Below are 20,085 nucleotides of genomic sequence, written 5' to 3'. Positions count from 1 at the left end.
GCGGGTTTATACAACCCCGCGGGGGGGGGGGGGGGGGGGGGGGGGGGGGTGGTGGGGGGGGGGGGGGGGGGGGGGGGGGTGGTGGGGGGGGGGGGGGGGGGGCCGCCCCCGGGCCCCCCCCCCCCACCGCCCGGCGAACGACTAGGCGGGCGTCTCCGCCGCGGCATTGGCCCAGTGGCACGCCACCTGCGTCTCGCCGCCTCCCGCCAGCACCGGCAGATCCTTCGTACGGCACGCGTCCGCGACGCCCGCGCGCTCCGCCTCGCCGGAGGCCAGAACCTGGCAGCGCACATGGAAGCGGCAGCCGGACGGCACCTTCGACGGGTCCGGCGGCTCACCGGTCAGCACCACCGGATCGCCCTCCGCCTCCGGCAGCACCGACAGCAGTGCCTGGGTGTACGGGTGCCGCGGAGCCGTGAGGATCTGCTCGACGTCACCGGTCTCCACGATCCGGCCCAGGTACATCACCGCCACCCGGTCCGCGATGTTCCACGCCAGACCGAGATCGTGCGTGACGACCAGCGCGGACAGGCCCAGTTCGTCCCGCAGTCGCAGCAGCAGCGCCAGGATCTCGCCGCGCACCGAGGCGTCCAGGGAGGCCACCGGCTCGTCGGCCACGATGAGTTCCGGCTCCAGGACCAGGGCGCCCGCGATCACGACGCGCTGGCGCTGGCCGCCGGACAGCTCGTGCGGGTAGCGCAGGAAGAACCGCTCCGGGGGCCGCAGCCCCGCCCGGGACAGGGCGCCGGTCACCGCCTCCCGCTCGTCGCCGCCGTACCGGTGGATCCGCAGACCCTCCGCCACCGCGTCGTACACCGTGTGGCGCGGGTTCAGTGAGCCGCTGGGGTCCTGGAGCACCAGCTGGACCCGCTTGCGGTACGCCTTCAGCGCACGGTTGCCGTAGTCGAGCGGCTTGCCGCCGAAGGTGATCCGGCCGGAGGTCGGCGGGACCAGGCCCAGCAGCGAACGGGCCAGCGTTGTCTTGCCGCACCCGGACTCGCCGACCAGCGCGACGATCTCGCCCGGCCTGATGTCCAGGTCGACCCCGTCGACGGCCCGCGCCGGGTCTGCGCCGTGCCGGCCGGGAAAGGTGACCTGCAGCGCCTGCGCGCTGAGCAGATCCGTGGTGGTGGTCATGTGGTGCTCCTTGCTTCCTCTGCGCCCGGCAGGGCCGGGGCGGCCGCCCCTTCCGGGCCCACCAGCACACAGGCGGCCTGCCGTCCGGGCCCGGAGTCCCGCAGCTCCTGGTCCTGCGTGGTGCAGGAGTCCAGGGCCACCGGACAGCGCGGGTGGAACGTGCAGCCGGCCGGCAGCGCCGACGGGTCGGGCGGATCGCCCGGCAGCCCGCGGGGGGCGAACCGGGACGCGGGGTCCCCGATGCGCGGGAAGGCGCCCGACAGGGCCTTGCTGTAGGGGTGGGTCGCGTTCTCGTAGACCTCGGACGCGGGGCCCTGCTCGACGACCCGTCCCGCGTACATCACGGCGAGCCGGTCGCAGGTGTCCGAGAGCACCGCCAGGTCATGGCTGATCATGATCAGCCCGAGGTCCTGCTCGGAGACCAACTGCTCGATCAGACGCAGGATCTGGGCCTGGATCATCACGTCGAGGGCCGTCGTCGGCTCGTCGGCGATGATCAGCCCCGGATCGCAGGCGAGCGCCATCGCGATCATCACGCGCTGGCGCTGTCCGCCGGAGAGCTCGTGCGGATAGGCGTCCGCACGAGCGGCTGGCAGTCCCACCTGTTCCAGCAGCTCACCGGCCCGCTTGCGGGCGGCTGCCTGGGACGCCTTGCTGTGCAGCACGATCGGCTCGGCGATCTGGTCGCCGATGCGGTGCACCGCGTTGAGCGAGTGCATCGCGCCCTGGAAGACGATCGAGGCACCGGCCCAGCGCACCGCCCGGACCTGGCCCCACTTCATGGTGAGGACGTCCTCACCGTTCAGCAGGATCTCGCCGGAGACCTTCGTGCCGGCCGGCAGCAGACGCAGCAGCGCGAGCGCCAGTGTCGACTTCCCGCAGCCCGACTCCCCGGCGATGCCGAGCTTCTGGCCCGCGTCGACCTCCAGATTCACCCCGCGGACCGCCTGGGCCCCGCCGGCGTACGTCACCGTCAGATCGCGTACCTGGAGCAGCGGCGTCTTGTGGACGTCTGTCGTGTTCAACGGGCCACCCCCAGCTTGGGATTGAGGACGGTCTCGATGGCGCGGCCGCACAGCGTGAACGCCAGCGCCACCAGGGCGATGGCGATACCGGGCGGCGCCAGGTACCACCAGTCGCCCGAGCTCACGGCGCCGGCCTCGCGGGCGTCCTGGAGCATGCCGCCCCAGGAGGTGATGGTCGGGTCGCCGAGGCCGAGGAAGGCCAGGGTGGCTTCGGTCAGGATCGCGCTGGAGATCACCAGCGTGGTCTGGGCGAGCACCAGCGGCATCACGTTCGGCAGGACGTGCCGGGTCATGATGTGGCCGTGACCGCCGCCCAGCGCACGGGCCCGCTCGATGTAGGGGCGGGACTCCACGGCGAGCGTCTGCGCCCGCACCAGGCGGGCCGTCGTCGGCCAGGTGGTGACGCCGATCGCGATGATGACGGTCCACAGGGAGCGGTCCATCACGGTGGCCAGCGCGATGGCCAGGACCAGGGTCGGCATCACCAGGAACCAGTCGGTGACCCGCATCAGGACCGTCGAGTACCAGCCGCGGAAGTGGCCCGCGAGGATACCGACGACCGTACCGATGGCGACGCACAGGAAGGCGGCGAGCAGCCCCACCGTGAGCGAGACGCGCGCGCCCCACACCAGCAGCGCGAGCACGCTGCGTCCGAACTGGTCGGTGCCGAGCGGGAACTCACCGCTCGGCGCCTCCAGCGCACCGCCCGGGGCGGAGGTGACGCTCTGCGCGTCGGCGCCGGCCAGGACCGGCGCGAACAGGGCGATCAGCCCGATCAGGATCAGCCCGGCCAGCCCCCACAGGCCGCCCGGGTGCTTGCGGTACTCGCGCCAGAAGCGGGCCACGGAGCGGCGCTTGCGGGCCCGTGCCAGTGCGCGCGGGCTCTTGGCCGCCGCGGTCCCGCGTTCCTCGGGTGTGGGCTTCTCGGCCTCTGGGGTGGAGGCCGGCATGGATTCGGTCGTCATCGGCCCACCCGGGGATCGAGCAGCGGATACAGCAGATCGGCGAGGGTGTTCGCCAGGATCACCGCGGTGGCGAAGACGAAGAACAGCCCTTGGACGAGTGGCAGGTCGGGGACGCTGAGCCCCTGGTAGAAGAGGCCGCCCAGACCGGGCCAGGAGAACACCGTCTCGACCAGGATCTGTCCGGCGACCACATGCCCCAGGTTGACGAACATCAGCGTGAACGTCGGCAGCATCGCGTTGGGCACGGCGTGCTTGCGGCGCACCGCGTCGTCGCGCAGCCCCTTCGCACGGGCCGTCGTCAGGTAGTCGCTGCCCATCTCGTCGAGCAGCGAGGAGCGCATCACCAGGAGCGTCTGCGCGTAGCCGACCGCGACCAGGGTGATCACCGGGAGCACCATGTGGTGCGCCACGTCGAGGACGTAGGCGAAGCCGGTCTCGTTGCCCGACTCCAGACCGCCGGTCGGGAACATGCCGGGAATCGGTCCGACGCCCACCGAGAAGACGATGATCAGGAGCAGCCCGAGCCAGAACGACGGCACCGAGTAGAGCGTGAGCGCGAGCGCGGTGTTGAACCGGTCGCTCGTGGAGCCGTTGCGCCAGGCGGTACGGGTGCCCAGCCAGATGCCGAGCGCGCTGTAGAGGACGTACGCCGTGCCGGTGAGCAGCAGCGTCGCCGGAAGCGCCTCGACGATCTTGTCCATCACCGGGGCGTGGAACTGGAACGAGGTGCCGAAGTCGCCGGTGAGCGCGTCGCCCACGTAGGTGGTGAACTGCTGCCACATCGGCTGGTCGAGGCCGAACTGATGACGCAGCGACTGGAGCTGCTCGGCCGAGACGCGGCGGCCGCCGGTCATCTGCTTCACCGGGTCGCTGGGGATGAGCCGGAAGAGGAAGAAGCTGGTGACCAGCACGGCGAACAGTGAGACGACCGCGCCGGCGATCTTGGCGGCCACGTACCTGAGGTAGGCCTTGGTGTTGCGCGCCCGTGGGCCGCGGGCGGCCGTCGGACCGGCCGGAGCCGGGCCGTCCGTATCCGCATCCGCCTGTTTCACGAGCGCCGGAGTGCTGTCAGCTGTCATGGGGAACTCTCGTTACTCGTGCTGCGCCTAGAGGGACCGGCCGGCGGGGCCGGACTGCTCGGGCCCCGCCGCCGTTCTCTCTCATCCCGTCCGCGGAAAGTGCCCGCGGTCCATGGAACTACTCGCGGTCGTCCGCGGTGGTGCGACGGCGCCTCATGAGGAGGAATCCGCCACCCGCGAGGACCACGACGACCACCGCGATGCCGATGACGATCCCGGTGGAACCGGAACCGCTGTCACTGTCCGAGGAGGCGCTGCCCGCCGGTACGGCCGACCACCAGCTCCAGTACCCGTCCTGGCCGTAGATGTTGCCGGCCGCCTCGGGCATGGTCGTGATCGACTTGATCTGGTCGGTGCGGTAGGCCTCGACGGCGTTCGGGTACGCGATGACGTTCATGTACCCGGAGTCGTAGAGCCAGGACTGCATCTGCTTGACGATGTCCGCCCGCTTGGCCGGGTCGTACTCGGCGAGCTGCTTCTTGTACAGCTCGTCGTACGTCTTGTCGCAGATGAAGTTGTCCGTGGACGCGCTCTCCTTGGCCTTGGCCGGCAGGGCGGCGCAGGTGTGGATGCCGAGGACGAAGTCCGGGTCGGGGTTGACGGACCAGCCGTCGAAGGCGAGGTCGTACTCACCGGCGTACCAGGGCACGGAGACGTCGTCGAGGCAGTCGACCTTGAGGCCGATGCCGAGCTTGCCCCACCACTCCTTGAGGTACTTGCCGATCGCCTTGTCGTTCGGGTCCGTGGCGTGGCAGAGGATGCGCAGGTCGAGCGGCTTGCCGTCCTTGCCGACGCGCTGGTCGCCCTTGAGCCTGTAGCCCGCCTGGTCCAGGAGCTTGGCGGCCTTCGCCGGGTCGTAGCTCAGGCTCTGACTCGGGGACGGCTCCCACTTGTACGCCGGGAAGCGCGGCGGTATGTAGCCCTCGCCGTTGACGGCATGGCCCTGGAAGACCTTGTCGATGAGCGTCTCGCGGTCGATCGACAGGAAGAGCGCCTGGCGGACCTTCAGGTCGAGCAGGGCCTTGTTGCCGTTGCCGAACTTCTTGCCGTCCTTGGTCTGCGCGCCGGGGTTGGTCGCCAGCGCGAAGAACCGGCGGCCCGGACCCTCGTTGACCTTGACGTTCTTCTCGCCCTTGAGCGAGGCGGCCTGGGCGGGGGTCAGCGCGGGCGAGCCGGCGACGAAGGAGACCTCACCCTTGCGGAGCGCGGCGACCGCGGCGTCCTGGTCCTTGTAGGTCTTGAAGACCACCTCGTCGAACTTGGGCGAACCGCGCCAGAAGTCCTTGTTGGCCTTGAGCTTCGCGTACTGGTCGACCTTGTAGTCGGTCAGGACGAAGGGCCCGTTGCCCACGACCGGGAACTTCGTGTCGTTGTTGAACTTCGAGAAGTCCCCGACCTTGTCCCAGACGTGCTTGGGGACGATCGGCACATCGAGCGCGGCCATGGTGGCCTGCGGTTCCTTCAGCTCGATGACCAGCTTCGTGGGGCTGGGAGCCGTCACCTTCTTGAAGTTGGTGACGAAGCTGCCGTTGGCCTGGGCCGCGCCCTCGTCGGTCATCATCTTGTTGAACGTCCAGGCCGCGTCCTCTGCGGTGGCCTGCTGGCCGTCGGACCACTTGGAGTCGTCCCGGATGGTGTACGTCCACGTCAGCTTGTCCGCGGACGGCTCCCACTTGGTGGCGAGCCCCGGGATCGCGTGGTTGTCCTTGGGGTCGTAGTTCGTCAGGAAGTCGTACATGAGCCGGGAGAGGCTGGTGCTCATCAGCTTCTGGGCGAGGAACGGGCTCAGTGAGTCGACGCTCTGCGCGACCGCGACGGTCAGGGTCGACTTGCCGCTGTCGGCGGCCTGCGCCTGCTGGGGCGCGGCGGCTCCGAGGGGTACCCCCGGGACGACGGACGCGGCCGCGAGCCCGAGGGCAGCGGCTCCGGACGCCAGGAGGATACGCAGACGGGAGCGTGGCTGGGCGGCGGGTGGTGGAACTCTTTCGACCATGGTCAGGGACCTCGCGTCAGGACTCGCACGGAGAAGGCGGGTTGATCTGTGGATCGCCAGCTGGTGAAGCGAAGGTTTATCAGCGGTGGTCGAGTCGCGTCAACGGTCATCGAAACGGCGTGTGGGCTGCGGGAATGCGCAGAGGGCCCGTATCGCGGAGGCGATGCGGACCCTCATTGGTTTAGACCTCTGACGCCTTACTGCTGAGGCGCTGGCGGCGGCTGCGGAGGCTGCTGCTGCCACCCCGCCGGCGGGAGGGGTCCCCGCAGTTCAGGATGGGCGGGCTGCCCCGGCTGACCAGGCTGTCCGCCGTACTGCGGCTGCTGTTGCTGCGGCGGCGGACCGGCCGGGTCCGCGGCCGACCGGGCCTGCGAGGGCGGCGACTGCTGCCAGCCCTGCCCGGCGCCGGGGCCCGGCTGCGGGGGATAGGGCTGCTGCGGCTGCTGACCACCGTACGGCTGCTGCTGGGGCGGGTACGGCTGGCCCGGCTGTTGGGGTGCGTAGGGCTGTTGGGGCGCGTAGGACTGCTGTGCCGGGATCTGGTTACCGGGCACCTGCTGCTGTCCGGGCATCGGCGGGGCGTACTGCGGCGGCTGACTGCTGCCGTCCGCCGTCCACAGCCCCTGTTGCTGCTGGGCGCGTGCGAAGTCCTCCGCGACGAGGGCGGAGAGGCGGAAGTACGCGTCCCGCGTCTTCGGACGCATCATGTCGAGGTCGACCTCGGCACCGGCCGACAGGTGCTCGTCGAACGGCACGACGACCACACCGCGGCAGCGCGTCTCGAAGTGCTGCACGATGTCGTCGACCTTGATCATCTTTCCGGTCTCGCGGACCCCGGAGATCACGGTGAGGGACCGCTGCACCAGATCGGCATAGCCGTGCGCCGACAGCCAGTCCAGCGTGGTGGAGGCGCTCGACGCGCCGTCGACCGAGGGCGTTGAGATGATGATCAGCTGGTCGGCGAGGTCCAGCACACCGCGCATCGCGCTGTAGAGGAGACCGGTACCGGAGTCGGTGAGGATGATGGGGTACTGCTTGCCCAGCACCTCGATCGCGCGCCGGTAGTCCTCGTCGTTGAACGTGGTCGACACGGCCGGGTCCACGTCGTTGGCGATGATCTCCAGACCGGAGGGCGCCTGCGAGGTGAACCGCCGGATGTCCATGTACGAGTTGAGGTGCGGGATCGCGTGGACCAGGTCGCGGATGGTCGCCCCGGTCTCCCGGCGGACCCGGCGGCCCAGCGTGCCGGCGTCCGGGTTGGCGTCGATGGCGAGGATCTTGTCCTGCCGTTCGGTGGCCAGGGTGGAGCCGAGCGCGGTGGTCGTCGTGGTCTTGCCCACGCCGCCCTTCAGGCTGATCACCGCGATCCGGTAGCACGAGAGGACCGGGGTGCGGATCAGTTCGAGCTTGCGCTGACGCTCGATCTCGTCCTTCTTGCCGCCGAGCTTGAAGCGGGAGGCGGCGGACGGCCCGCGGCTGCTCTTCGCCTTCTGCTTGCCCCGGACCAGCCGGTCGGACGAGAGCTCCACGGCGGCCGTGTAACCCAGCGGGGCACCCTGCACCGAACGTTCGCGCTGGTCGTGGGCTACTGGGTTCGGCCAGGCGGCTCCGGCGCGCGGGTCGACGGGCGGCGCCTGCGGCGGGAGTTGCTGCTGCGGCTGCTGGGGCTGGTACTGCTGCTGCTGCTGGTGCGGCGGCTGCGGCTGGTGCGGGGCGATCTGCGCGGGCAGGTCCGGGGTGCTCCCGGCCAACGGCCGGTCACCCTGGGGGAAGCCGTAGCCGCCCTGCTGCTGCGGCTGAGCTCCGGGCGGAGGCAGCGCCGCGCCCGGCTGCTGCGCGGGCCACTGCGGTGCCTGAGGCTGCTGAGGTGCCTGAGGTGGCTGCGGCGTATGAGGTACCTGCGACGCCTGAGGTGGCTGCGGCGCATGAGGGGCGGGCTGCTGCGGGTTCTGCGCCGGGAGCGGGGCTCCGGGCAGGGCCTGCTGCGGCGCCGGGGGCTGCTGGGGGAAGCCGTAGCCCGCCTGCGGCGCGGGTGCGGGCGGCTGGGCCTGCTGCGGGAACGCGGGAGGCCGCGGGGCCTGGGGCGCCGGGGCCGGCGGGGCTGCCGGGGTCTGCGGGAACCCGTAGCCGCTGCCCGGTGTCCCGTTCGCCGGGGGCGGTCCCGGCCACTGCGAGGCCGGCTGGGGCGCGGCGGGCTGGGGCGCGGCGGGCTGGGGCGCGGCGGGCTGGAAGGAGGGCGGCAGCGGCGGCAGTCCGCCCTGCGGCGGCGCCGGGGTCCAGGGTGCGGGTGCGGCGGCGGACGGCGCGGGGGGTGCCGCGTCCGCGATGGCGTCCGAGGGCACGGAGTCGGCGGGCTCGTCGGCCTGCGGGGTGCTGCCGGAGTCGGGGCTGTCCGTCGCGTCGGCCGCGGCGTCGTCGGCGACCTCGTCGGACTCCGCCGACGCGGCGTCGGCCGACGCAACCGAATCGGACGGAACAGAGTCGGACGGAACCGAATCGCTGGGTCCGGAATCGGTCGGCACCGAATCGGACGCCACCGAATCGAACGGAGTCGAGTGGGACGGTACCGAGTCGCTCCCGCCGCTCTTCCCGGTGGTCAGGTCCTGCCCGGCGTCCGCGCCCGTACCGGCGTCAGCCGCGTCCGCGTCGGCCTCACCGCTCCCGCTCCCGCTGCCGTCTCCGCTCCCGGCCTCGCTCTCCGCGGCCGACTCGCGCTCGGCGATCTCCCGCTTCAGCGCCGCGGACGAGAACCGCATGGTCGCGCCGCTCTCCACATCACCGCTGCCGAACGGATCGGCGGCACCGCTCGCGTCCGCCGCTTCCGGCGCGGGGTAGGAGGAACGGGCGGCCGGTGGGACCGGCGGCACCGGGGGACCGGGCGCCGGGGCGGGCGGAGCCGGGGTCCAGCTGGGCTCGAAACCGCCGGACGGCAGGCCGGGTGCGGACACCGGTGCGCCGTTGGGCGGCGGGGGCGGAGCCAGGTGTGTTCCGGCGCCGCCCGAGGAGTCGCCCGGCGTGTTCTGCGTGTACCAGGCGGGCGGGGTGTAGTCGATGGTGAACTCACCCGTCATCTCGGCGGGCTCCGCGTCGGTCGACTCGTCTACGGGCTTGTCCCAGCTCCCGCGCATTTCGTCCCGATCGCCGTTCACTTTGCCTCCTGGTGTGGTCGAGCACCCTTGTGCCGTGGTGGGTGGGGGCGACCGTCCGGACAGGACCTGGTGCGAACCGCCCTGCTCTCCCCCTGGGACGCGCATTGCCTGCCCGCAGGTTCTTCTGCCGCGTCCGGGACCCACCCTAATCGCCACAGGGCCGGGTACGGCAGGCCGAACGGCACCGCGGCCGCCGTCCTGTACGCCACGCACTGCCCCCAAGTGGACTGAGTGCAGCGGGGAGTGAAGCGGAAAGCGGTCAAACATGCACATCTGCGCGGGGAAACCTGAACATTTCGCACACGTCTCGCCGCGTCCTCAGTCCACCCGGCGGGCGCTGCCCAGCAGTCCCGATTCGGCATCGGTCGCCTCGGTGCTCACGAACCGCCGGTCCCGGCGCGTGCACCAGAGGGTGACCCCGTCCTTGAGGGTGGACAGCGTCCGGGCCTCGCCGGGAGGCAGACGCATGAGGTGCCCGATCCGCTCGGCCTCGTCTGGGGACACCCGCTGAACGCCGACCAGGGACGACTTCTCCATCAACCCGGGTGCCACCGGGCTCAGGTACGGCAGCAGCGTCACCGTCGACTGCCACGGACCGGACACCACCCGCCCCCGCGGCGGTTTCATGCCGCAGTCCCGCACCAGGACGACCGGCGAGCCGGCCGAGGCTCCCTGCGCGGGCACCCGCCCCACCCCGTGCAGCGAGATGCACGGCGGAGCGCCGCCCGCGGCCTGCGCCAGCTTCGTCCAGGCCTGGGCCCGCCCGGTCTCGACCACGATCCGGGCACCGGTCGCCGCCGCCCGCAGCGCGAGCACCTGCGCCGTCCACACCCCGCCGATCAGCGTGATGTCGTACGCGGTGGGCCGGTTGATGCCGATCACGGCGGGCCGCCCCTCACCGTCCACGCCGATCACCACGCCGTCGTCGCCGACCGGCAGGGCCAGCGAGGCCAGTTGGTCGAGGCGGACGGTGTGCCGGACCCGGCGCGGACCGGCCGGCCCGAAGCCGAGCCGGCCGCGGCGGCGTGCGATCACGGACATCAGCGGGTACCCCCGAGCGGAAGTGTGGCGAGGACACCGGGCACCTGTTCCCGGTCGAGCCGCACCAGTGACGCCTTCACTCCGCGTGCGATGCGCTCCAACTCATGGCGGGCGGAGCGCAGTTCCTCCTCGCTGCGGCCGGTGATCCGGATGTGCCCGGCGATCGGGATCTCCTGGCGGTCGCCGCGTCCCAGCGTGAGGCTGAAGGTCGTGGCCAGCGCCGGAACCGAGGTGAGCAGGGCGACGAGCTGCGGCATCGGCGCACCGCCCGCGCCGAACCGCGGCCAGCGGCGCACCCAGTACGTGGTGTGGTGCCGGTCGTCGCAGCGCCAGGTGCGCGAGGTCTCCAGGGTGCGGCGGACGGGCGCTCCGGGCCGGTCGGCCCGCGCCCCGGCCGACGGGCCCGCGCAGGCGGAGGTGGCGATCGCCGAGTGGAGCTCCTGCTCCGTCAGCACCGTCGCGCCGAACCCCGCCCCCGCCAGCCTGCTGGACAACTGGTCGACCGTGCGGACCAGGCACTTCTGCGCACCGGTGAGCCCGCCGCCCCTCGCCCGTACGGCCTCCGGGCAGAGCTCCGGGTCCAGCTTCAGCGCGATCCAGGTGATGCGGACCGCCGGGGACCCCGTCAGTGCCTGGAGGGGTGCGTAGTTGCGGGCCGCGACCGACTGCTCCGGCAGCTGCGGGGCGGGAGCCGGCTGGGTGTGCTGCACGACCTGCGCAGACTCCAGTCGGATGCCGTCGACGTCGAGCGCGTCCTTGACGAGCAGCAGCGGCAGCGGCCGCGCGGACCGGTCGGGGCGCAGCGCGGTGTCGTCCGACTCGATCCGGAGTACGGCCGTCAGATACGTACCGTCGCCGATCATGCCGACCGGCCGCCGGTCGCGGTCGTCGAACGAGCAGGTGCGCAGTGCCGGTTCGCACTCGACCGCCGGTGCGATCCCCGGCCCGGTGCCCGCGGGCACCGCGGTCGACGCGGCCCTGCGGGTACGGGCGCGCAGCGCGAGAACCGTACGCAGCCACTCGGGAAGCGAACGGCGGCGCCTGCGCACGACGGCCAGCAGCACCAGCGCCGCGGCCACCACGGCGGCGGGGGCCAGCAGCAGGGGGCCGGCGACCCAGGCGCACAGCAGCAGCGCGGCGGCGATCTCGACCAGCACGAACTGTTGCAATCGGAACGGTCCGAACTGTCGGGCTCGTCCGCCCGGCCGTGCGCCGCCCGGCCCGCGACGGACGGGAGCACCGGCGGAACCGCCGGCCCCGGGGGCCTCGGGAGGCGGTGCGTTCCCGGCCCGTGGTGTCCGCGTCGCGGAAGCCGTCATCGCGGCATTCCCCCCGTCCGTCCGGGCCCAACTCGACCCGTCCCACGCCTCTTCCGCCGACCGCTCCGGCGGCTGGATCACCCTACCCGGCCCGCGGCCCCCTCACCGGCGGCAGGCATAGTAGGGGCCGGTCAGGCGGGGAGCAGGCCCGGCGCGGGGCTTCGGGGCGCGGTCGCTCACGGAGCCGCGCGGGCAGAGCGCGGGGGACGGACGGACTCATGGCATCGCGGCGGGACGAGCTCAACGCGTACACATGTGCGAAGAGGCGCACGGTGGCGGCCTTCCTGCGGCCCTCACCGAACGGCTCCGACGAGGGCGCCCCGCGCCCGCTGCGCGCCGTCCTGCCGAGCGTGGTCGCCGGGGCACTGATCCTCGCGGGCTTCGGCGCCTTCGGCATGTTCAGGCCGACCGCCCCCACGGGCTGGGACCGGCCCGGCACCAACGTGATCGTCGGCAAGAAGTCGACCACCCGCTACGTGGTGCTCACCACCGGCCGCGGCAAGGCCGGGAAGACCCTGCTGCACCCCGTGCTGAACCTCGCGTCGGCCAGGCTGCTGCTCACCCCGCGGAGTTACGGCGTCGTCCAGGTCGCCGACGACGTCCTGGACGCGGGAAAGCCCCCGCGCGGACCGGTCCTCGGCATTCCGTACGCCCCCGACCGGCTGCCGGAGGCCGAGGACGCGGGGACCGCGAAGCGCTGGGCCGTGTGCGTGCAGCCGGGTGGCAAGGGCAACACCGTGCAGAAGGCCGCCTTCGTCCTCGCCGGACGGGACAACGGGCTGGTGGAGGGCGCGAACAGGCTCACCGGCGGCCAGATGCTCTACGTCAGGGGCCAGGACCGGACCCGCTACCTCGTCGACGCCCGCGGCACCAAGTACCGCGTCGACGAGACCGCCGCCGACCGAGGCCATCTGACCAGCGCCCTCGTCGGCAGCGCCCGGCCGCAGCCCGTCACCGGCGACTGGCTCGCCACCCTGCACGACGGCAGCCCGATCGCCTTCCCCCGGATCCCCGGCAACGCCGGAGCCCCGGCACACGTCGAAGGGAGGCTCTCCGCGCGGGAGAACCGGATCGGCACGGTGCTGCGGACCCGGAACGGGGAGGGCACCGCGTACTACGTCGTCCTCGGTGGGGAGGTCAGGCCGGTCTCCGAGTTCACCGCCTGGCTGCTGATCAACTCCCCGCAGACCGCCGCCCTCGACCTGGACGGCGAGGCCCGCGCCGTCGGCCTCCAGGACTTCGTGCCCGGCCCCGCCTCCTTCACCGGCCAGGCCGCGCACTGGCCGGCGCACCGGGCCGACCGGGTCAACGCCACCGGTGCCGGAGGCTCCGGCCGCGACACCGTCTGCAATGTGCTGCGCGAGACGGACGGCAGCGGCACGACGACGCTGAGCACCTGGGCGGGCACCTCCTACCCCGCCTCCGTCGGGGCCGGCGGCACGAGCACGTACGTCACTCCGGGCAGCGGACTCCTCTACACCCAGGTCCGGGGCCGGCAGACCAGCCCGGACGGATCACTCTTCCTGGTGACCGACACCGGACTGCGGTACGCGGTTCAGGCGAACGGCGACAGCGACGCCGAGCGCTCCGGCATCGGCGCCGGCGGCGCGGCGAACGGGCCGGACGGCCGCCCCGAACCCGGCGAGGCACAGATCCGGCTCGGATACGGGAAGGTGACACCCGCCCTCGTTCCGATCGAGTGGTCGGACTTCCTGTCCAGGGGCCCCCGGCTCGACACCAACAGCGCCCGCCGGCCCCAGGGTTCCTGACCGGCCTCGGCGAGCGGCAACGAAAAGAGCACGGGGAGAACATGACGCCGTACCGGAAGACGGCCCTGCCGGCCGCCGCCCTGGCAGCTGCCGCGGCCGCACTCGCGGGACCGCCGGCCGCGTACGCCGCCCCGGGCGCCGGTGACCTGCGCATAGACGGCGGCGGCGTGTGCACCTTCCCGATGAAGAAGCAGTTCGAGGGCCGCCCCTGGCCGCTCCAGCGCGTACTCCTTGACGAGCTGTGGCAGGACACCAGGGGCAAGGGCGTGCGCGTCGCCGTCATCGACACCGGGGTGGACGACACCAACCCGCAGCTCACCTCGGCCGTGGACGCCTCGGCGGGCGCCGATCTCCTGCACGGCGGCGGCACCGACGGCACCGTCGACCAGGTCGGCCACGGCACCAAGGTGGCCGGCATCATCGCCGCCCGCCCCCGCGGCGGCACCGGTTTCGTCGGCCTGGCCCCCGAGGCCACCATCATCCCGATCCGCCAGAACGACGAGCGGAACAGCGGCAAGGACACCACGATGGCCGCCGCGATCGACCACGCGGTCGCGAAGGGGGCCGGGGTCATCAACATCTCCCAGGACACCACCAGGCCGCTGACCGAGGACTCCGTACTGGGCCGGGCCGTGGCCAGGGCGGTCAGCAGGGACGTCGTGGTGGTCGCCTCCGCGGGCAACGACGGCATGGACGGCCGGCCCAGGCGCACCTACCCCGCCGCCTTCGACGGCGTCCTCGCGGTCGCCGCGTCCGACCGCAACAACGAACGTGCCCCCTTCTCCCAGGCCGGGGAGTTCGTGGGGGTCGCCGCACCCGGCGTCGACATCGTCTCCACCGTCCCCGGCAACGGCCAGTGCACCGACAACGGCACCAGCTTCTCCGCGCCCTACGTCACCGGGGTCGCCGCCCTGATGCGCGCCAAGTACCCGTCCTGGACGGCGGCGCAGATCGTCGCCCGGATCGAGCAGACCGCCGAGCGCTCCGTCAACGGGCACGACGACTTCGTCGGCTGGGGCGTCGTCGACCCGGTGCGCGCCCTGACCGGCGACGACACCCCGCAGGACGCACCCCACCCGGACCCGCCGCCCGCCAGGGCCCAGGCCCCCGAACCCGCGCACCTGTCGATGTCGGAGACCCCGCAGGAGCGGAACAAGCGGTACGCGGCCTACGCGCTGGCGACCGCGGCCGTACTCGTCGGCGTGGTGGCCGGCACCGCGACGGTTCTGCGCGACGTCCGCCGGCGCCGGGGCCCGCGCGCCCGGTAGGGAACGTCAGGGCGCACAAGGGTGCGTCAACGCACGTCAACACGGCCCGGCGTGCAAAAGCCGCAGTCGGGCAGAGATGGTGAAATGGCAGGGCCGGTAAGGGACTTCACGTACCGGCCACCTGACCGCGCCCGGCGGACAGGTCTGCGAACCGAGAGACAGGACCTCCGGATGACCAGCCCCGCAGGCGGTTTCGGACTGGCCGACGATCCGATCGTCCAGGCCAAGAACAAGATCATCAACACGGCCGAGGCGGTGTCCAGGCAGTCCAGGGAACTGGCCGACATCCTCGCCACGGCCGGTGCGGGCTGGACCGGCGCCGGCGCCTCGGGATTCACCTCCGCGCAGCTCGTGATCAACGAGGACCACGACGGGATCCGCCGCCTCCTCACCGTGCTCCACCACGCCGTGAGCACCACCAAGAACCTCAGCAACGCCAACGACGAGGAGGTCCGCGCGGCCTTCGACTCGGTGCGGGAACCGGCCGCTCCGGCCACCACCTCGGGGCTGAACGGCCTCTGAACCGCGCCACCGCACACCAGCCACCGCGAGCACGCAGGAGAAGTCGGATGGGCCACGACCCGCACACCAAGGTCAGGTACGAGAGCGTCCAGGAGATGGCGAACCGCATCCGCGCGGTGTCGCAGAACATCTGCCACGACCTCGAGGAGATGGACACCGCGCTCAAGGTCGTCACCGACACCTGGGACGGTGAGGCGCACAGCGAGTACGTGACGCTCCAGAACAAGTACCGGGGCAGGGCCGACGACATGAAGAGGCGCCTGGAGCAGGTGGCCAGGATCGTCGAGTCCGGCAAGGACCACTACCGGTCCACGGACCTCAAGTCCTCCCGGCTGTTCACCGAGGCGTACTGACCACCGGTCGCGCGGACACGACAGACACACACGGCAATGGGCACGTTCACCCGAACGTGTCCATTGCGCGTACGCGACGGAGACGGCGAGCCGGGTCACCGCCGCCCGGCCGTCCCGACGCTCCGCTATGTGAGGTCGAACTCGCCGTCCCGGGCTCCCAGTACGAAGGCGCGCCACTCGGCCTCGGTGTACCGCAGCACGGTCTCCGGATCCAGCGAGGACCTCATCGCCACCGCCCCGCCCGGCAGATGCGCGATCTCGACGCGCTCCTCGGCCTCCTCGGTGCCGGGCGCACTCAGCCATTCCACCCCCGAGATGTCGAGTGCGTACAGCTCGTCCTTCTCCGCCTGCGTGCCCATCGTCAAGGGTTCCTCTCCGTACGGTGGCTCTGCACGGCACGGTACAGGGCCCGTGCCGACGAGGGATCCGGTCAGTCATTCCGCAGCGCGCGGCACGGTTGTGTGCTCTCATGCACCGCGTCAGCCCCGCTCCGGCAGCCGCCCGGTCTGCACCAGCGGGTTCCCCCGGCGCCGCGTGGCGAAGTACCCGCGTCCCGGCGGCATCGGACGTCCTCGTACCGCCCCGATCAGGTCGCCCTCTGCCGGATCGCCGGACAGCACCACTCCCTGTGCGCCCAGCTCCTTGATCCGCTGCATGAACGTCTCGTACATGGAGCGCGAGGCCCCCGCCGAACCGCGCGCGACGACGAAACGCACCCCGGTGTCCCGGGCGAAGGGCAGGTACTCCGCCAGCGGGGCCAGCGGACTGCCCGCGCCCGTCGCCACCAGGTCGTAGTCGTCGACGAGCACGAAGATCCGTGGACCGGTCCACCAGCTCCGGTCGCGCAACTGCCGCGGACTGACATCCGCCGGGGGCTGCCTGCGCGCGAACACACCGGCCAGCGCCTCCATGTGCGTCCGCAGCGCGCTCGCCGTCGGCGCGTACTCCAGCAGATGGCTCTCCGGCAGCGCGCCCAGCAGCGACCGCCGGTAGTCACCGACGACGAACCTGGCCTCGTCGGGGGAGTGGCGCTCCGCGATCTGCTTCGCGATCAGGCGCAGCAGATTGGACTTGCCCGACTCGCTCTCGCCGAAGACCAGGAAGAAGGGGTCGGTGTCGAAGTCGACGAACACCGGCTCCAGATCCGTCTCGCCGATACCGATCGCGATGCCCCGGTCCGGGAACTCGAAGCCCTTCGGCAGCTGCTCCGCGGGCAGCCTGCGCGGCAGCAGCCGTACGGCCGGGGCCGGCGCACCCGTCCAGCCCGCCCGCACCGCCGCGGTCAACGCGGCCGTGCCCTCGGCCAGATCCGCCGCACCGGACACGGAGTCGACCCGCGGCAGCGCACCCATGAAGTGCAGCTTCTCCGCCACCTGACCGCGGCCGGGCACCCCGGCCGGAACCCGGGCGGCGACCCCGCGGTCGAACTCGGAGTCCATGACATCGCCGAGCCGCAGTTCGAGCCGCCCGAGGACCTGGTCCTTGAGCGCGGCCCGTACCTCCATGTAACGGGCGGCCGAGAGGACGACATGGACGCCGTAGCCGAGGCCGCGCGCCGCGATGTCGGTGACGACCCGCTCCAGCCCCTCGTGCTCGGTCCGCAGCCCGCTCCAGCCGTCGATGACCAGGAAGACGTCGCCCCAGGCCTCGCCGGGCAGCTCACCGAGTGCGCGCCTGCGCCGGTAGGTGGCGACGGAGTCGATCGAGTGGGCGCGGAAGAACTCCTCGCGCCCGGCCAGCACCCCCGCCACCTCGGCGACCGTACGGCGTACCCGCTCCGGGTCCAGCCGCGCGGCCATCCCCCCGACGTGCGGCAGATCCGCCAGTGAGGCGAGCCCGCCGCCACCGAAGTCGATTCCGTAGAACTGCACTTCGTCCGGGGTGTGGGTGAGCGCGAACGACGCGATCAGCGTACGCAGCAGCGTCGACTTGCCGGACCGCGGACCGCCGACCACCATCAGGTGCCCGGCGGCGCCCGAGAAGTCCAGGCGCAGCACCTCGCGCCGCTGCTCGAACGGCTTGTCGACGAGACCGAGGGGGACGGTCAGCGTGCCGGGCCGGCCGTACTCCGTAGCGGTGAACCCGCGGTCGCCGCCCGCCGCGAGCCCCGGCAGCAGCTCGTCCAGCGTCGGTGCCCGGTCCAGCGGCGGCAGCCACACCTGGTGGGCGGGCGGCCCCTGCCCCTCCAGTCGCCGCACGATCACATCGAGGACGGTCTCCGCGAGCGCGGGGTCCCCGGCCGCAGCCGACGCGGGCGCCGGGTCCGGCGCTCCGTGCTCCACCAGCACCGGCAGCGCGCTGAACACCGCGGCCCGCCGCTCGGCCGGAAGCGGCCCCGCCGGCAGCGCGGGACCACCGGGGCGGTACGCCCCCGACACGTACGCCGCCTTGAACCGCGTCATCCCGTCCGTACCCGTCCTGAGGTAGCCGGAGCCGGGCAGGGACGGCAGGTGGTAGGCGTCCGGCACACCCAGCGCCGTGCGCGACTCCTCGGCGGAGAACGTCCGCAGCCCGATCCGGTACGAGAGGTACGTCTCCAGACCCCGCAGCCTCCCCTCCTCCAGCCGCTGCGAGGCCAGCAGCAGATGCACCCCCAGCGAACGGCCGATCCGGCCGATCTGGATGAACATGTCGATGAAGTCGGGCTTCGCGGTGAGCAGTTCGGAGAACTCGTCGATGACCAGGACCAGCGAGGCCAGCGGCTCCAGCTCCGCACCCGCCGCCCGCGCCCGCTCGTACGCGTGGATGCCCGGGTAGTTGCCCGCAGAGCGCAGCAGCTCCTGGCGCCGCCGCAGCTCACCGCGGATCGCGTCGCCCATCCGGTCGACCAGCGTCAGGTCGTCGGCCAGGTTGGTGATGACCGCGGCCACGTGCGGCAGGCGCGACATACCGGCGAACGTCGCACCGCCCTTGAAGTCCGCGAGCACGAAGTTCAGCGTCTCCGAGGGGTGCGTGACCGCGAGCCCCAGCACCAGCGTCCGCAGCAGCTCCGACTTCCCGGAACCCGTCGCGCCGACACAGAGCCCGTGCGGCCCCATGCCGTCCTGCGCCGACTCCTTGAGGTCCAGCATCACCGGCAGACCGTCCTCGCCGACCCCGATCGGCACCCGCAGCCGCTCGGAGGCCGGCCGAGGCCGCCGGCCGCGCGCCGCGTCGACCGAACCCGCGTCGCCCAGCTCCAGCAGATCGGTGAAGTCCAGTTCGTCCAGCAGCGGTTCCTCGGCGTCGCCCCCGCCCGTCCTGAGCGGCGCCAGCTGCCGGGCCAGCGCCTCGGCCGCCGGCAGCGAGATGCCGTCCGGCACCCCTTCGGACGCGGGCCCCGCACCGGACTCCAGTCGCAGCAGACCGGGCCGCGCCACCACGGACAGACCCTCGCGCGGCCTGCCGGGCTCGCCCGGCACCACCTCGACGACCGTCACGCCCTGCAGCCCCCCGGCCGCGGCGAACGGCGAGTCCGGCGGCACCGCGACCCCGTCCAGGACCACCACGACGTGCGGCCGGTCCAGCAGCGGCCGGGCCTCCCGGCCGAACCGCGCCCGCCCCTCCAGCCGGGGCGCCAGCAACAGCTCGACCTCGCCCGGGCCGGTCCCGAACAGCCGCTTCGAACCGGCCCCGTCGGCCTGACCGGGCACCTGCACGTGCGGCAGCCACTTCGTCCACTCCCAGCGCGCCACCGCACCCGGTTCCGCCACCACCGCGACCACCAGGTCCTCGGGGGAGTGCAGCGTCACCAGCTGGGCCACCACCGCCCGCGCCACGGACTGCGCCGACTCCGGCAGACCGGAGACCGTCACACGGCAGTGCGCCCGCAACGAGACAGTCATCGGCAGCCCGTCCACCGAGCCGTGCACCGCCAGGAACCGCCGCATCGCGTCGGCGCACAGCGGCTCCAGCTCATCCGCCGGAACGGTGTCCGGTGCCGACAGCGGCGTCGCCAGCCGCTGCCTCCCGAGCCCGAACCGGACCTCGCCGAAGTCCGCGTCGCCGATCCGCCGTTCCCACACCCGGCCGCCCTCCGCGACCACCGACCACAGCTGCTCGGGAGCGGGCTGCAGATACAACCGCGCGTCCCGCTGGGCCCGCGCGGTCCCGCGCACCACGAGCCGCGTCCTCGCCAGGTACTTGAGGTAGTCACGCCGGACATCCGCCAACTGCCCCTGCGATCCCCGGCGGTGACGCACCAGCTGCGCGACGGCGAGTCCGGCGGTCGCCACCAGCATCAGCACACCCATCACCCGCATGAACGGGGGAGCCTGCGGCGAGAAGAAGAAGACCACGGAGGACCCCATGCCCAGCACCGGCAGGAGCTGCATCAACACGCCCTCCTGCCGCCCGCGCGGCAGTTCGGGAGGGGCCGTCAACATCAACTCGTCCGTGGGGACTTCCGGCGGCAGGGACCGCGGTGGTCGCTTCACGACGATCTGGCTCACCGGAACATCAATCCCTCGGTGCGGACGGGAGAAGG

The 20,085-nt window shown here is 72.5% G+C and carries 14 protein-coding genes; 4 read left to right on the top strand and 10 right to left on the bottom strand.

Annotated elements, in window-relative coordinates; translation table 11 throughout:
• Positions 1-141: 141 nt before the first annotated feature.
• The 8 genes from ACIQM0_RS38805 to eccE all read right to left on the bottom strand — a co-directional run bounded on the left by ACIQM0_RS38805 (position 142) and on the right by eccE (position 11,708).
• Entirely contained in the window at positions 142-1,137 is a 996-nt protein-coding gene (locus ACIQM0_RS38805) for an ABC transporter ATP-binding protein (protein ID WP_385353416.1), read from the bottom strand.
• Positions 1,134-2,162, bottom strand: a complete 1,029-nt coding sequence (locus ACIQM0_RS38800; protein WP_401295817.1) for an ABC transporter ATP-binding protein — start codon at positions 2,160-2,162, stop codon at positions 1,134-1,136. Before ACIQM0_RS38800 ends, ACIQM0_RS38805 begins: the two co-directional genes overlap by 4 nt.
• Positions 2,159-3,127 carry an ABC transporter permease gene (locus ACIQM0_RS38795; protein ID WP_401295814.1) on the bottom strand — a complete coding sequence of 323 codons (969 nt, stop codon included), beginning with the start codon at positions 3,125-3,127 and terminating at the stop codon, positions 2,159-2,161. Before ACIQM0_RS38795 ends, ACIQM0_RS38800 begins: the two co-directional genes overlap by 4 nt.
• Entirely contained in the window at positions 3,124-4,206 is a 1,083-nt protein-coding gene (locus ACIQM0_RS38790) for an ABC transporter permease (RefSeq protein WP_385353420.1), read from the bottom strand. Before ACIQM0_RS38790 ends, ACIQM0_RS38795 begins: the two co-directional genes overlap by 4 nt.
• A 118-nt stretch (positions 4,207-4,324) precedes the next feature.
• Positions 4,325-6,199 carry an ABC transporter substrate-binding protein gene (locus tag ACIQM0_RS38785; protein ID WP_401295811.1) on the bottom strand — a complete coding sequence of 625 codons (1,875 nt, stop codon included), beginning with the start codon at positions 6,197-6,199 and terminating at the stop codon, positions 4,325-4,327.
• A gap of 197 nt (positions 6,200-6,396) precedes the next feature.
• Positions 6,397-9,348, bottom strand: coding sequence for an SCO5717 family growth-regulating ATPase (locus tag ACIQM0_RS38780; RefSeq protein ID WP_401295808.1), 2,952 nt, complete (start codon positions 9,346-9,348; stop codon positions 6,397-6,399).
• Between the two features lie 318 nt (positions 9,349-9,666).
• The gene (locus tag ACIQM0_RS38775) at positions 9,667-10,389 is read right to left on the bottom strand and encodes a hypothetical protein (RefSeq protein ID WP_401295806.1); all 723 of its coding nucleotides are present in this window, start codon (positions 10,387-10,389) and stop codon (positions 9,667-9,669) included.
• A complete protein-coding gene (gene eccE / locus ACIQM0_RS38770; RefSeq protein ID WP_401295803.1) occupies positions 10,389-11,708 on the bottom strand; it encodes a type VII secretion protein EccE in 1,320 nt (439 codons plus the stop codon). The genes ACIQM0_RS38775 and eccE overlap by 1 nt, the downstream gene beginning before the upstream one ends.
• A gap of 218 nt (positions 11,709-11,926) precedes the next feature.
• Between eccE and eccB the strand changes: the two genes are divergently transcribed.
• The 4 genes from eccB (at position 11,927) to ACIQM0_RS38750 (ending at position 15,620) form a co-directional block, all read left to right on the top strand.
• Positions 11,927-13,477 (top strand): type VII secretion protein EccB, encoded by a 1,551-nt coding sequence (eccB, locus tag ACIQM0_RS38765; protein ID WP_401295800.1) that lies wholly within the window; start codon positions 11,927-11,929, stop codon positions 13,475-13,477.
• Positions 13,478-13,518: 41 nt separating this feature from the next.
• Entirely contained in the window at positions 13,519-14,745 is a 1,227-nt protein-coding gene (gene mycP / locus ACIQM0_RS38760; RefSeq protein WP_401295797.1) for a type VII secretion-associated serine protease mycosin, read from the top strand.
• 171 nt (positions 14,746-14,916) lie between these two features.
• The gene (locus ACIQM0_RS38755; protein ID WP_401295795.1) at positions 14,917-15,267 is read left to right on the top strand and encodes a hypothetical protein; all 351 of its coding nucleotides are present in this window, start codon (positions 14,917-14,919) and stop codon (positions 15,265-15,267) included.
• A gap of 47 nt (positions 15,268-15,314) precedes the next feature.
• Complete coding sequence (locus tag ACIQM0_RS38750; protein WP_363025228.1) at positions 15,315-15,620, top strand: WXG100 family type VII secretion target; 306 nt, start codon at positions 15,315-15,317, stop codon at positions 15,618-15,620.
• Between the two features lie 125 nt (positions 15,621-15,745).
• Here the strand turns inward: ACIQM0_RS38750 and ACIQM0_RS38745 are convergent, their stop codons facing one another.
• Positions 15,746-15,979 carry a DUF397 domain-containing protein gene (locus tag ACIQM0_RS38745; RefSeq protein WP_123462661.1) on the bottom strand — a complete coding sequence of 78 codons (234 nt, stop codon included), beginning with the start codon at positions 15,977-15,979 and terminating at the stop codon, positions 15,746-15,748.
• A gap of 120 nt (positions 15,980-16,099) precedes the next feature.
• Positions 16,100-20,050, bottom strand: a complete 3,951-nt coding sequence (eccCa, locus tag ACIQM0_RS38740) for a type VII secretion protein EccCa (protein WP_401295793.1) — start codon at positions 20,048-20,050, stop codon at positions 16,100-16,102.
• Positions 20,051-20,085: the final 35 nt, after the last annotated feature.

The organism is Streptomyces sp. NPDC091387 (assembly GCF_044756945.1).
GTDB lineage: Bacteria > Actinomycetota > Actinomycetes > Streptomycetales > Streptomycetaceae > Streptomyces.
This window is presented reverse-complemented; position numbering and strand designations above follow the sequence as displayed.

What these genes read in the sequence shown, in the direction of transcription:
- ACIQM0_RS38805 (WP_385353416.1), bottom strand. Translation starts at nt 1,137, where the DNA reads ATGACCACCACCACGGATCTGCTCAGCGCGCAGGCGCTGCAGGTCACC.
- ACIQM0_RS38795 (WP_401295814.1), bottom strand. Translation starts at nt 3,127, where the DNA reads ATGACGACCGAATCCATGCCGGCCTCCACCCCAGAGGCCGAGAAGCCC.
- ACIQM0_RS38790 (WP_385353420.1), bottom strand. Translation starts at nt 4,206, where the DNA reads ATGACAGCTGACAGCACTCCGGCGCTCGTGAAACAGGCGGATGCGGAT.
- ACIQM0_RS38785 (WP_401295811.1), bottom strand. Translation starts at nt 6,199, where the DNA reads ATGGTCGAAAGAGTTCCACCACCCGCCGCCCAGCCACGCTCCCGTCTG.
- ACIQM0_RS38775 (WP_401295806.1), bottom strand. Translation starts at nt 10,389, where the DNA reads ATGTCCGTGATCGCACGCCGCCGCGGCCGGCTCGGCTTCGGGCCGGCC.
- eccE (WP_401295803.1), bottom strand. Translation starts at nt 11,708, where the DNA reads ATGACGGCTTCCGCGACGCGGACACCACGGGCCGGGAACGCACCGCCT.
- eccB (WP_401295800.1), top strand. Translation starts at nt 11,927, where the DNA reads ATGGCATCGCGGCGGGACGAGCTCAACGCGTACACATGTGCGAAGAGG.
- mycP (WP_401295797.1), top strand. Translation starts at nt 13,519, where the DNA reads ATGACGCCGTACCGGAAGACGGCCCTGCCGGCCGCCGCCCTGGCAGCT.
- ACIQM0_RS38755 (WP_401295795.1), top strand. Translation starts at nt 14,917, where the DNA reads ATGACCAGCCCCGCAGGCGGTTTCGGACTGGCCGACGATCCGATCGTC.
- ACIQM0_RS38750 (WP_363025228.1), top strand. Translation starts at nt 15,315, where the DNA reads ATGGGCCACGACCCGCACACCAAGGTCAGGTACGAGAGCGTCCAGGAG.
- ACIQM0_RS38745 (WP_123462661.1), bottom strand. Translation starts at nt 15,979, where the DNA reads ATGGGCACGCAGGCGGAGAAGGACGAGCTGTACGCACTCGACATCTCG.